The organism is Lactobacillus helveticus DSM 20075 = CGMCC 1.1877 (assembly GCF_000160855.1).
In the GTDB taxonomy this organism is placed as follows: domain Bacteria; phylum Bacillota; class Bacilli; order Lactobacillales; family Lactobacillaceae; genus Lactobacillus; species Lactobacillus helveticus.
Window position 1 is genome coordinate 397,783 of sequence record NZ_GG700752.1, and the last position, 13,235, is coordinate 411,017.

At 38.8% G+C, this 13,235-nt stretch carries 11 protein-coding genes and 1 tRNA gene; 11 read left to right on the forward strand and 1 reads right to left on the reverse strand.

What is annotated here, in order from left to right:
* Nucleotides 1-184: 184 nt before the first annotated feature.
* The 11 genes from HMPREF0518_RS01850 (at nucleotide 185) to HMPREF0518_RS01900 (ending at nucleotide 11,791) form a co-directional block, all read left to right on the forward strand.
* Entirely contained in the window at nucleotides 185-541 is a 357-nt protein-coding gene (locus HMPREF0518_RS01850; RefSeq protein WP_003625552.1) for a hypothetical protein, read from the forward strand.
* Between the two features lie 136 nt (nucleotides 542-677).
* Nucleotides 678-750: transfer RNA gene (locus HMPREF0518_RS01855), tRNA-Thr, on the forward strand.
* Between the two features lie 96 nt (nucleotides 751-846).
* Nucleotides 847-2,160 (forward strand): C1 family peptidase, encoded by a 1,314-nt coding sequence (locus HMPREF0518_RS01860; RefSeq protein WP_003625553.1) that lies wholly within the window; start codon nucleotides 847-849, stop codon nucleotides 2,158-2,160.
* The gene (locus HMPREF0518_RS01865) at nucleotides 2,160-2,813 is read left to right on the forward strand and encodes an HD domain-containing protein (RefSeq protein ID WP_035504346.1); all 654 of its coding nucleotides are present in this window, start codon (nucleotides 2,160-2,162) and stop codon (nucleotides 2,811-2,813) included. Before HMPREF0518_RS01860 ends, HMPREF0518_RS01865 begins: the two co-directional genes overlap by 1 nt.
* 168 nt (nucleotides 2,814-2,981) lie before the next feature.
* Nucleotides 2,982-4,604, forward strand: coding sequence for a peptide ABC transporter substrate-binding protein (locus tag HMPREF0518_RS01870; protein WP_003625555.1), 1,623 nt, complete (start codon nucleotides 2,982-2,984; stop codon nucleotides 4,602-4,604).
* Nucleotides 4,605-4,677: 73 nt separating this feature from the next.
* On the forward strand, nucleotides 4,678-6,309 hold the full coding sequence (locus HMPREF0518_RS01875; RefSeq protein WP_003625556.1) for a peptide ABC transporter substrate-binding protein: 1,632 nt from the start codon (nucleotides 4,678-4,680) through the stop codon (nucleotides 6,307-6,309).
* A gap of 156 nt (nucleotides 6,310-6,465) precedes the next feature.
* Nucleotides 6,466-7,608 carry an IMP dehydrogenase gene (gene guaB, locus HMPREF0518_RS01880; protein WP_003625557.1) on the forward strand — a complete coding sequence of 381 codons (1,143 nt, stop codon included), beginning with the start codon at nucleotides 6,466-6,468 and terminating at the stop codon, nucleotides 7,606-7,608.
* A gap of 174 nt (nucleotides 7,609-7,782) precedes the next feature.
* On the forward strand, nucleotides 7,783-8,712 hold the full coding sequence (gene opp3b / locus HMPREF0518_RS01885) for an oligopeptide ABC transporter permease (protein ID WP_003625558.1): 930 nt from the start codon (nucleotides 7,783-7,785) through the stop codon (nucleotides 8,710-8,712).
* Nucleotides 8,713-8,720: 8 nt separating this feature from the next.
* Nucleotides 8,721-9,752 (forward strand): ABC transporter permease, encoded by a 1,032-nt coding sequence (locus HMPREF0518_RS01890; RefSeq protein WP_003625559.1) that lies wholly within the window; start codon nucleotides 8,721-8,723, stop codon nucleotides 9,750-9,752.
* A 15-nt stretch (nucleotides 9,753-9,767) separates the two neighbouring features.
* Nucleotides 9,768-10,826: an ABC transporter ATP-binding protein gene (locus HMPREF0518_RS01895; RefSeq protein WP_003625560.1), complete on the forward strand. Its 1,059-nt coding sequence runs from the start codon at nucleotides 9,768-9,770 to the stop codon at nucleotides 10,824-10,826.
* A gap of 20 nt (nucleotides 10,827-10,846) precedes the next feature.
* On the forward strand, nucleotides 10,847-11,791 hold the full coding sequence (locus HMPREF0518_RS01900; RefSeq protein ID WP_003625561.1) for an ABC transporter ATP-binding protein: 945 nt from the start codon (nucleotides 10,847-10,849) through the stop codon (nucleotides 11,789-11,791).
* Between the two features lie 81 nt (nucleotides 11,792-11,872).
* On the opposite strand, the gene HMPREF0518_RS01905 is transcribed toward HMPREF0518_RS01900, so the two are convergent.
* A complete protein-coding gene (locus HMPREF0518_RS01905) occupies nucleotides 11,873-13,189 on the reverse strand; it encodes a C1 family peptidase (protein ID WP_003625562.1) in 1,317 nt (438 codons plus the stop codon).
* Nucleotides 13,190-13,235 lie beyond the last annotated feature (46 nt).

Sequence of the window (13,235 nt, forward strand, 5' to 3'; positions counted from 1 at the left end):
ACAACAATAACTGTGATAAGATATATGCATATACTATTAACGGATATTGATCTGATGCACACCCCTAAAGTATATGCTTTTTGTGAAAAGCTGTGAAAGCAATCGCAATGTGGTTTACTTTTTGATTTTGGTGTTATAGTAAAAGTGTAAAGGGAAAACGAGAAGATAGAAAGAGGTTATTAAAATGTTAGAATCTAGTAAAGTTTTAAAGGTTGTTTCAAGTTTGGTAATCGGTTTAAGTCTTGTAGGTGTTGGTGCCAATGCCGTACAAGCTACATCATTCGTTGCTCCAAAGTTGGGTACTGCAGAAGTTGCTCCAACTAATCCTTCAATCAAGAGGGGTGACAAGATCTTTGTTGTTGTAAAAGACACTAAGAATCAAAAAGTTACTGTTTATAACAAGAACGCTAAGAAAACCAGCAAAAAAGTTGCTATGGGTTCAACTTACACCGCTAAAGCAGTTAAGAAAGTTCACAGCACTAAGATTGTTAGAATTAACAAGAGTCAATGGTTGAACACCAAGGACGTTGTAAAGGACTAATAGAGCAAGGAATAAACTTAGATTAACAGTTTTAATGATCTCAGACTATTTCTGTTTTAAAACTCTTGGATTAGGAAAATTAAAGGACAAAGATATTCGAAATGAATGTCTTTGTCTTTTTTGATACAATAAAGACGCCGCTTTAGCTCAATAGGTAGAGCACCGCCGTGGTAAGGAGGAGGTCCCCAGTTCAAACCTGGGAAGCGGCTTTGATTGAAGGGCTAAACAAGTCCTTTTTTTCATAGCTAAAATAATGCTAAAATGATGGCACTGAATTGAATGATTTTATCGAGAAAGGAAAATCTATGAAACACGAACTTACAATGGCAGAAATTGCCAAGTTTCAACAAGAATATAAAAAAGAACCACAAAATCGAGTAGCAGAACTAGCAGTTGTAAATAATGGCGTTCAAAAAGCTAGTTTTAATACTGAAGGAATCAGAAAGCTTAACCGTACTTTCTCAATTGAAATTCCTACTGATAATGTAACTGATCAAAAGCAATCTGGACGCTGCTGGTTGTTTGCGGCATTAAACACTTTGCGTCATGGATTTGCTAAGAAGTACAACACCAAGAATTTTACTTTTTCTCAAAATTATCTCTTCTTCTGGGATAGAGTGGAAAGAGCAAATATTTTCTTTGATAATATCTTAAATACTGCAGATAAACCGCTTGGTGACAGAACCGTTCACACTTATATGCAGGGCCCTGACGCTGATGGTGGTCAATGGGCAATGGCTGTGTCATTGATCCGCAAGTATGGTTTAGTGCCAACTTACGCACAAGAAGAAAGCTTTACTGCAAACAATACCGCTGCCTTCAACCGTGCATTGAACATGAAGCTGCGTGAAGATGGCTTAATTTTGCGTAAATTAGCTAAGGAAAATAAAACCGATGAAATTGAAACAAAGCGTCAAGAATTCTTGAGCGAAGTTTACCGCATGGCTGTCATTGCCTTTGGTGAACCTGTTCAAAAATTTGATCTTGAATTCAAGGATGACGATGGCAAGTACCACTTTGATGGTGATTTAACTCCACTTGATTTCTTCCATAATTACTTTACAGATGATCTTGATGATTATATTGTTTTGTTCAATGCGCCAGATCATGAATTTGATAAGCTTTATGCTTTGCCATTTGAGGATAATGTTGAAGGCGGCACTCCTGTCCAATTTTTGAATACTGAAATTGACAACTTAAAAGAGGCTGCAATTAAGCAACTTGAAGCTGGTGAAACTATCTGGTTTGGCTGTGATGTTGGCAAAGACAGTGATCGTCAAAAGGGTATCTTGTCTAAAGGCCTTTACCAAACTGATACTATTTTTAATATTGAAACCAAATTATCCAAGAAGGAACGCTTGCAAACTGGTGCTTCTGGTTCAACTCATGCCATGACGCTAGTCGGTGTTGATGTAGTTGATGGCAAGCCGCGTCAATGGAAGATTGAAAACTCATGGGGTGCAAAAGTTGGTGAAAAGGGCTACTTTGTCATGGATGATGACTGGTTCAACGAATATCTCTTCAAGGTAGTAGTTAAGAAGCAATATGTTCCAGATAAATTAGTTAAAATCTGGGAAGGCGAAGCAACCCCAGTTGAAGCATGGGACTCAATGGCATAATGGATATTGCGGCAGTTATTCGATTTACTAAGGAACACTTGAAAAATGAAAAAACAGGCCATGATTTTTATCATGGTGAACGCGTAGCTCATTTAGCCAGCAAGATGTATCTAGCTGATCACGAGTCAGCACATGAAGATAGCCGTGAGGTAGCGATTATTAAGACTGCTGCTTATCTGCATGATACGATTGATGAAAAAGTCTGTGCTGATTCCGAAAAGGTGGTTACAGAAATAGATGAATTATTGCCTCAAGTTGGCTTTAACGCCCTAGAAGTTTGGGATATTCTTTATACCATTCAGCATATGTCTTTTTCAGCAAATATTGAGCATCACTATCATTTGCCATTATCTGGGCAATACGTGCAAGATGCAGATCGCTTGGAGAGTCTTGGCGCAATTGGAATTGCTCGTGCTTTTACCTACGGCGGAAAGCATGGCAACAAGATTTATGATCCTGAGATTAAACCTGAGAAGCTAGTTAGTCATGATCAATATCGTAATCATGAAGAAACGACGATTAATCATTTTTATGAAAAATTGTTCTCGTTAGCTGATTTGATGAATACGCCAGCCGCTAAAAAAGAAGCTCAACGGCGAACAGAATACATGCGTACTTTTGTAAAAGAATTCATGGATGAATGGAGTGTTTAAAATAATTTAATATTTAATAAGCCTTGATGTAGCAACATTGAGGCTTATTTCTTTGCTTAAAGTTAAAATTATTATTAGAAAAAGCTTGCAAAATTAATAAGTACCGGATATACTTATAAACAACTTAAGAAATTTATTAATTTTCTCATAAATGAGAGGGGCAATAATATGAAGTTTACAAAATTATTTGCCGCAGGAGCAACAGTACTTATCGCTGGCTCCACTCTAGCGGCATGCGGTGGCAATAGTAATAGTTCGTCAGGTTCATCTAAGAAGACCATCAACTGGATGGACTCAGCTGAAATTCCAACTATGGATATTTCTAAAGCCACTGACGTTACTAGTTTTAACCAATTGGGTAACGTTGAAGAAGGACTTTACCGTTTGGGCAATAAGAGCAAAGTTGAAAATGCTTTGGCAACCAGTACTAAGGTTTCTAAAGATGGTAAGACTTGGACTTTCACATTACGTCCTTCTAAGTGGTCCAATGGTAATAAGTTAACTGCTAAGGACTTCGTATATTCTTGGCGTAGAACTGTAAATCCAAAGACTGCTTCACAATATGCTTACCTCTTCGAAGGTATTCACAACGCAACTAAGATTTCTGCTGGTAAGGCACCAGTTAACAGCTTGGGTATTAAGGCTGAAGGCAATGACAAGTTAGTCGTAACTTTGGACAAGCGTATTCCTTACTTCAAGTTGTTAATGGGCTTCCCATTATTCTTCCCACAAAACCAAAAGGTTGTTGAAGCAAATGGTTCTAAGTATGGTACTTCATCCAAGACTACTGCTTTCAACGGACCATTCGTACAAAAGGGTTGGACAGGTTCAAACCTTTCTTGGAAGCTTGTTAAGAACAAGAATTACTGGGACAAGAAGAATGTTAAGCTTGATGCAATTAACTACAGTGTTCAAAAGACACCTTCAACTGCTTACAATTTGTACCAATCAAAGAAGCTTGATGCAACTATCTTAGATGCACAACAAACTAAGAACTTGAAGCACAATGCAGGCTACACATTGCGTGACACAGCTGCAACATTCTACCTTCAATTCAACCAAAAGAGAAAGATTTTCCAAAACGCAAACTTGCGTAAAGCTATCTCAATGTCAATCAATAGAAAGGCTTTAGGTAATGCTTTAGGTGGTGCCAACACTCCAGCTGACAGTTTGACTGCTAAGGGCGTTGTTAACCACGATGGCAAGGATTGGGCTTCAGTAGTTGGCGATAAGGAAAGTGCTTCTTACAACCCAGCTGATGCCAAGAAGCTTTACCAAAAAGCTTTGAAGGAATTAGGCGTTAAGAACGTTTCATTCACCATCCTTTCAGATGATACTGACGCTGGTCAAAAGACTACCGAAACTCTTCAAAGTCAATTAGAAGAAAACTTGAAGGGCATGAAGGTTTCAGTAGCTAACGTTCCATTCAAGACTCGTTTGAACCGTTCAACTAATGGTAACTTTGATATCGTAGTATCAGGTTGGTCAGCTGACTTTGCCGACCCAATTTCATTCGTTGACTTGTTCACTAGCAAGAACGCTAACAACAACGGTAAGTGGAGCAATGCTCAATACGATAAGTTGATCGCTGATTCTAAGACTACTGATGATAATACTAAGCGTTGGAATGATCTTGAAAAGGCAGAAAAGATCTTGCTTAGCGAAGAAGGTATCGCACCACTTTACTACAAGACTGAAGCTTGGCTTGTACGTCCAGACATCAAGGGTATCGTTTACAACGGTGCTGGTTTGAACTACAACTTCAAGGAAGCTTACGTATCTGGTAATTAATCAATAGTACATTGACAAAAAAGAGTTAGCTGAATTGGCAGCTACTCTTTTCTGCACCTTGGGAGGCAAAATTATGTTAAGATTGAAAAAAATAATGGCTGTAGGAGTTGTTGCCTTGGCTGGTGCGGCACTTGCTGCATGTGGCAATAATAGTAGCAATTCATCCAGTGGCACTAAAAAGACTTTAAATTGGATGGATAAAACAGAAATTGAAGGCATGGACTTATCTAAAGTTACTGATGGTACAAGTTTTACCCAATTGAACAATACTATGGAAGGACTCTACCGCCTGGGTAAAAATTCTAAAGTTGAACCTGGTTTGGCTACTAAGACAACTACTAGCAATGATGGCAAGACTTGGACTTTTACCTTACGCAATAATGATAAGTGGTCCAACGGTGATCTCGTAACTGCACAAGACTTTGTGTACTCTTGGCGTAGAACCGTTGATCCAAGTACGGGTTCACAATACTCATACTTGTTCTCTGGTGTGAAAAACGCAGATGCAATTGTGGCAGGGAAGAAGAAACCTAACACTTTAGGTGTTAAAGCCGAAGGTAAGGATAAGTTAGTAGTTACTTTGGATAAACGTATTCCTTACTTCAAGTTGCTTATGGGCTTTCCATTATTCTTCCCACAAAATCAAAAAGCAGTTGAACAATATGGCAAGAGCTATGGTACTTCATCCAAGACAACGGTTTACAATGGCCCATTCATCCAAAAAGGTTGGACAGGCTCGAACCTTTCCTGGAAACTTGTTAAGAATAAAAATTACTGGGACAAGAAGAACATTAAGTTGGATACCATCAACTTCAGCGTTCAAAAGACCCCATCAACTGACTACAACTTGTATCAATCAGGTAAGTTAGATGCAGCTTTGCTTGGTCCACAAGCTTCTAAGCAATTGAAGAATCAAAAGGGCTACACGCTTAGAAAGACTTCTTCAACTATCTACTTAGAAATGAATATGAAGAAGAAACCATTTAACAACGAGAACTTTAGAAAAGCTATTTCTTTAGCTATCGATAGAAAAGAATTGGCTAACTCAGTTGGTGGTACTGCAGAACCAGCAGATACGCTTTCACCTGAAAATATGACTGAGGTCAATGGTAAAGACTACACTGACTTAGTAAGAGGTGAAGCAACCAAGCAGTTCAATACATACAACAAGAAGCAAGCACAAGCATTCTGGAAGAAAGCGCAACAGGAATTGGGCAAGAAGAGTGTCAACTTTGCTATCTTGACTTACGATGATGATGCTTCTAAGAAGGCGGGTGAATACTTGCAAAGTACTATTGAATCAACCTTGAAGGGCGTAAACGTCAGAGTACAAAGTATTCCTAAGAAGACAGCCTTGAACCATGCAGGAAGCGGCAACTACGACGTCTTCTTAATGGGATGGACTGCAGACTTTTCAGATCCAATTTCATTCTTAGACTTGAACACATCTAAGAACTCTCAAAACTGGGAAAAGTACTCAGATCCAACCTATGACAAGTTAGTTGCTGATTCTAAGGTAACTCCGAGTGAAACTAAGCGCTGGGATGATTTGGTTAAGGCTGAACAAAGAATCATTTCTACTCAAGGCGTAACACCTTTGTACCACCCAGAAGAAGCTTGGATGGTTCGCCCAAGCGTCAAAAACGTAATCTACAATGGTGCAGGTGCTCCTTACAACTTCAAAGGTGCATATGTTGCCAACTAACTATAAACAACAATAACTAAACAATAAAAACTCCTCTCTTAAGTTAAAAGCAGGCTGAAAAAATTCAGTCTGCTTTTAAATTTTTCCTTGAAAAATGGTAAATCTGCTAGTAAAGTATAGCTAATAATTTTTTTGAATGAAAAAAGGAGAGCATAAATGTCTAATTGGGATACAAAATTTGCCAAAAAGGGTTTAACTTTTGATGATGTTTTATTAATTCCAGCAGAAAGTCATGTTTTGCCAAATGAAGTAGATTTAAGTACTAAATTGGCTGATAATATTAAATTAAATATTCCATTGGTCAGTGCCGGCATGGATACCGTTACTGAAGGTGCAATGGCTATTGCAATGGCTCTCCAAGGTGGACTTGGCGTGGTGCACAAGAATATGTCAATCCAAGCCCAAGCTGGCGAAGTGGCCAATGTGAAGAGCGTGGTTGTACCAAGCAATACAACTAAAGCCGCAGTTGATGATCAAAATAGATTGCTTTGCGCAGCTGCAGTTGGTGTAACTAGCGATACTTTTGAAAGAGCCGAAGCTTTACTTGAAGCGGGTGCAGATGCAATCGTTATCGATACTGCTCATGGTCATTCAGCTGGCGTTTTACGCAAGATTAAGGAAATTCGTGATCATTTTCCTAAGCAAACTTTGATTGCCGGTAACGTAGCAACTGGGGATGCAACTAGAGCATTGTTTGATGCTGGCGTTGATGTAGTCAAAGTTGGTATTGGACCTGGCTCAATTTGTACTACTAGAATTGTTGCCGGCGTTGGTGTTCCACAAATTACCGCTATTTATGATGCTGCAAGTGCTGCTCGTGAGTACCACAAGCCAATTATTGCAGACGGTGGTATTAAGTATTCTGGCGATGTTGTTAAAGCACTTGCTGCAGGTGGCAATGCTGTAATGCTCGGAAGCATGCTTAGCGGTACTACAGAAGCTCCTGGCGATATTTTTGAAGATAATGGTAAAAAGTATAAGCGTTACCGTGGTATGGGTTCTGTGGGCGCTATGGCTCAAGCTCACGGCTCAAGCGATCGCTACTTCCAAGGTGGAGTTAACGAAGCTAACAAGTTAGTGCCAGAAGGTGTTGAAGCTCGTGTAGAATACAAGGGCGATGTTAGCGATGTTATTTTCCAAATTGATGGTGGTCTGCGTTCAGGTATGGGATACTGTGGTGCAGCTAATATTCCTGAATTGATTGAGAAAGCTCAATTTGTACAAATTACTAATGCCGGTTTGCGTGAATCTCACCCACATGATGTACAAATGACCAAGGCAGCACCTAATTATAAGTAAAATCATCGCAAGATTTCTTCAATAAATTAAAAATAAGAGAAAAGTATAAGCTTTTCTCTTATTTTTTTAATTTTATTTAGTATTTACCTAGATATTTTTGAATCATTTGGTATAATTAAAACAACATTAAAAAACAAAATATAAAATAAAAAGAAAAATGAGGGAGCAATTAATATGGCTAGATACCTATTAAAACGTATTTTTTATATGATCCTCACTTTGTTTATCGTAGCCACGGTAACGTTCTTCTTAATGAAGTTGATGCCTGGTTCACCTTACGCTAACGAAGCGAAGATGACACTAACACAGCAACATATTATGAATGAACAATATGGATTGAATAAGCCTGTTTGGCAACAATATTTAATCTATATTGCTGGGATGCTTCATGGAGATTTTGGAACGTCCTTCCAATACAGTAATCAACCTGTATCTTCATTGATTGGTGCTCGTTTAGGGGCTTCAATGCAATTGGGATTGCAAGCTTTAATCTTGGGCGTTGTATTTGGCGTAATCGTCGGTGCTATTGCTGCTGTGAAGCAAGGAACTTGGGTAGATTCAACTGCGACCGTAATTTCTATTATTGGTAAATCAGTTCCTAACTTCGTTTTAGCAGTACTTTTACAGTACTATATTGGTTTAAAGCTAGGTCTTTTTCCATTAGCTGGTTGGGGTCAATTCTCTCAAACGATCATGCCAACAATTGCTCTGGCGGTAGGACCATTCGCCGAGACGGCGCGGTTCATTAGAACTAGCATGGTTGATACCTTGAGTAGTGATTACATTGAATTAGGTAAAGCTAAAGGCTTGAGCCGAATGGAAGTTATTAGAAAGCACGCAATGCGTAACTCAATGATTCCATTAGTTACCTTAATTGGTCCTTATGCAGTTGCTTTGATGACCGGTTCAATGGTTATCGAGAATATCTTCAATATTCCTGGTATTGGTGAACAATTTATTAAGTCGATTTTGACTAACGACTACCCAACAATCATGGGAATTACGATGGTCTACTGTATCGGACTTGTAGTAATTTTGTTGATTACTGATATTATCTATGGATTGATTGATCCAAGAATTAGATTAGATGAAAGCGAGGCTTAGAAGACAATATGGCTGAAGAAAAATTAACCCTTCCTGCAGATGCCTTTGAACCTTTACCAAAAGATGAAGCGCAAGATAATGAAAATATTGCTGGTCCATCATTGTCCTTTGCCCAAAACGTTTGGATTCGTTTTAAGCAAAGAAAAGCAGCTGTGATTTCAGCAATTATCGTTATTATTATGATTGTTGTTTCCTTTGGTTCAACGCCATTTATTAATAAATCAACCTTGGTTAAATCACATCCACAATATGCCAACTTACCTGCTAAGGTTCCTGGCATGAGTGCAGTTAATGGCTTGAACGGTAAGATCAAGCAAAACGGCAAGTGGGTTGATGCATATGCTGAAAACAATGTGCCAAAAGATAAATACTTTATTGCCGGAACAGATTACTTAGGTCGTTCACTTGGTCAAAGAATTATTTATGGTACAAAGATTTCTTTAATTGTTGCCTTAGTTGCTGCCTTCTTTGACTTAACTATTGGGGTCGCGTACGGAATAGTATCCGGATGGAAAGGCGGAGGAGTCGATAACGTGATGCAGCGAATTATCGAAATTATCTCTTCCGTACCTAACCTGATTATCGTTGTTTTAATGTTGGTTATTTTAAAGCCAGGTATTACCTCAATTATTTTAGCCATCGCCATTTCTAGTTGGACGACAATGGCGCGGCAGGTCAGAGCTGAAACGCTGAGTTTGAAGAACGAAGAATATGTTTTAGCAGCCCGTTCATTGGGTGAATCATCACGGAAGATTGCTTGGAAGCACTTAGTACCAAACCTTTCAAGTATCATCATCATTCAAACGATGTACACTATCCCAACTGCTATTTTCTTCGAAGCTTTCTTAAGTTTCATCGGTATCGGTATTTCTGCTCCAGAAACATCACTTGGTGTATTGCTTAATGAAGGTCAAAAGAACTTCCAATTCTTACCATATCAAATGTGGTACCCAGCAATTGTTTTATGTATCTTAATGATTGCCTTCAACTTGCTTGGTGATGGTTTGCGTGATGCCTTCGATCCAAGAGGACAAAGATAGAAAGGACTAACCTAAATGCCAGAAGAAAGAGTTTTAGATGTTAAAAATTTAAAAATTGATTTTCACACTTATGCTGGTGAGGTTAAAGCTATCCGCAATGTGTCCTTTCACTTGAATAAGGGTGAAACTTTAGCAATCGTAGGCGAATCTGGTTCAGGTAAGTCTGTTACTACTCGTAGTATTATCGGTTTATTGGCACGTAATGCCAAAATCGAGGGTGGCGAGATTGATTTCCATGGCAAAAACTTATTGGATTTGCCTGAAAAAGAAATGCAGAAGATTCGTGGTAATGAAATTTCAATGATTTTCCAGGATCCAATGACTTCACTTGATCCTACGATGAAGATTGGTCAGCAAATTGCGGAACCTTTGATTAAACATAACGGCGTTTCTAAAAAAGAAGCTTGGGCCAAGGCACTGGATATGATGAAGGCTGTTGGAATTCCTCATGCTGAAGAAAGAATCAACCAATATCCACACCAATTCTCAGGTGGTATGAGACAGAGAATTGTTATTGCTATTGCTCTGATTTGTGAACCTGAAATTTTGTTGGCCGATGAACCAACTACTGCGCTTGACGTAACTGTTCAAGCTGAAATTTTGGACTTAATGAAAGATTTGCAAAAGAGAGTAAAAACTTCAATTATTTTCATTACACACGACTTAGGTGTTGTTGCAGGAATGGCTGATCGTGTAGCCGTAATGTATGCCGGTGAATTCCTTGAATTCGGCGGTGTCGATGAAATCTTTTATGATCCACAACATCCATATACTTGGGGCTTAATTAATTCAATGCCAACACTTGAAAGTGATACTTTGGAATCAATTCCGGGTACTCCACCTAACTTATTGGATCCACCAAAGGGTTATCCATTTGCCCCAAGAAATAAATACGCAATGAAAATTGATGTAGAAAAGAAACCACCATTCTTTAAGGTATCAGATACGCACTATGCAGCAACTTGGTTGCTTGCACCAGGTGCACCAAAGGTGAAACTGCCAGTGGAAATCCAAAGACGCTGGAAGAAATATGATTTAATGAAACAAGAAAACAAACTACCAGGAGTTAAGTAGTCACAGCAAAGGAGAATTTTATGCCAGAAAAAAAGAAAATTTTGGAAGTAAAACATCTAAAACAATACTTTAAAAATGGCCGTAATGTCACCAAAGCTGTTGACGATGTAAGTTTTGACATTTATGAAGGTGAAACTTTTGGCTTGGTAGGTGAATCAGGATCTGGTAAGACAACTACCGGTCGTTCAATTTTACAGTTGTATAAGCCAACTAGCGGTGAAGTTATTTTTGAAGGTAAGAATGTTGAAAATCTGAAAAGTAGAGCTGATAAATTAGCTTTTACTAGGGATGCTCAAATGATTTTTCAAGATCCTTATGCTTCGCTCAATCCAAGAATGACCGTTGAAGATATCATTGCTGAAGGGCTTGATATTCACCACTTAGTAAAAAACAAGGAAGAAAGAAGCAAACGAGTAGAAGAACTACTTGAAACTGTAGGTTTGAACGAAAGTCATGCCAGTCGTTTCCCACATGAATTCTCAGGTGGTCAGCGTCAAAGAATCGGGATTGCTCGTGCTTTGGCGGTTGAACCAAAATTCATTGTGGCTGACGAACCTATTTCAGCTTTGGATGTGTCAATTCAGGCTCAAGTTGTTAACTTGATGATTGAATTGCAGAAAAAACGCGGGTTGACCTATCTCTTTATTGCACACGATTTATCAATGGTTAAGTTTATTTCTGATCGTATTGGAGTTATGCACTACGGTAAACTGCTTGAAGTTGGTCCTGCAGACGATGTATATGATCGTCCATTGCATGACTATACCAAGAGTTTAATTTCCGCTGTGCCAATCCCTGACCCAGAAATTGAACGTAGTCGTACTCGTATTCCTTATGATGCTCAAAAAGAAGAAATGGACGGTAAGGAACGCAGTATGCATGAAATTCGCCCTGGTCACTTTGTTCGTTGCAGTGACGATGAAGTTAAGCACTACGAACAAGTAGCAGCTAGTTATGAAGACTAATCCTTTAATCAAAACTCTCTAAATAAGTATAAAAAATAAGCCTCAGAACTTCTGAGGCTTATTTTTATGTTTTAATTTTCATTAAGCAAGTGAATCCCATGCAGGAAGATCAGTAATTGGGCCTTCTGCAAGTTCCTTTTGCTTATCAGTCAAATACTTCTTGTGAACGACAACTTCATAAACGTAATCGTTGAACCATTCATTGTTCATTACGTAGTAACCCTTTGCACCGGACTTGTCGCCCCATGAGTTTTCAACTTTCCATTGACGAACTTCACCGTTGTCTTCATCAACACCGACTAAGGTCATGGCGTGAGAAACTTCGCCGACACCAGTCTTTAATCTGTCAGCCTTTGACATCTTAAGGTCAACGCCAAATAAGTCATCCAACTTGTAAAGGTTAGTGTCAAGGTAGCCAGTCTTACGGTCCATTTGACGAAGCACATCATTACCGAACCAAACTGCTTCACCGTCTTTTAATTGAGCAATAGAAGCAGCGGTTAAGTATTCCATAGGAACATTCAAAAGTTTAATTCTGATTGAACCAGAGACGTTGTCTTCTGCTGGTAAACCATAAAGCTTGTCATATTCGTGGTCTGGTGCGTTGGTCAAAACAACGTAGTCATCAAAGTCAACGCCACCTAAGTACTTGTGCAAGAATTCAAGTGGAGTAAGGTCTTTTTCTAAGTGGTACTTCTTATCGTCATCACGGTATTCAAGATCGAACTTCTTAGGTGGTTCACCAACAGCAATAGCAGTCATTTGGTAAACTTCGCTCAAGAATTTTTCACGAGTCTTCTTGATTTCGTCATCTTTGCCTTCTTGCTTTAATTTTCTAAGAACCAAAGCATCCTTCTTAAGCTTGTCGCCTAATGCAGTGGCAAAACCAGTAGTGTCGTTAGTGTTAAAGGTTTCAGGCATAGCATATGAAGGTACGACACCATATTTTTCAACTAAGGCAGCAGCCATTTGGAATTGACCACCATCTGTACCTGCAAAGTCTAAGTCAGTCTTAACTTGACGAGAATCAAGTGGCATATCAGCGCTGTCTAAGATACGGTTATAGAACATGTTGGCACGTTCAATCTTGTCCCAGAAGAAGTTGTATGCTTGTGAGAAAGTAAAGTCTTTTGCCTTGTATTTCTTGCCAAATTCATGACGCAAAACGTTTAATGTGGCAAATAACCAGCAACGACCTGAGTGTTTTTGGTTAGTAACGTTGTCAGTATCAAGTTCAGTTGAAAAGACACGGGTTAATTCGCTTTGAACGCGGTCATTATAAGAAGCTTCAAGTACACCGCTACGTTGAGCAGCACGAGCAACGACTTTATTTTTAGGATTTTTATTAAAATCAGCAGAAAACTTTTCAAGTTCCTGCACAGTTAATTCATGAGCCATTTAAGAATTCTCCTTTTATAATTTTTAATTTTTTCTTAAATTAATT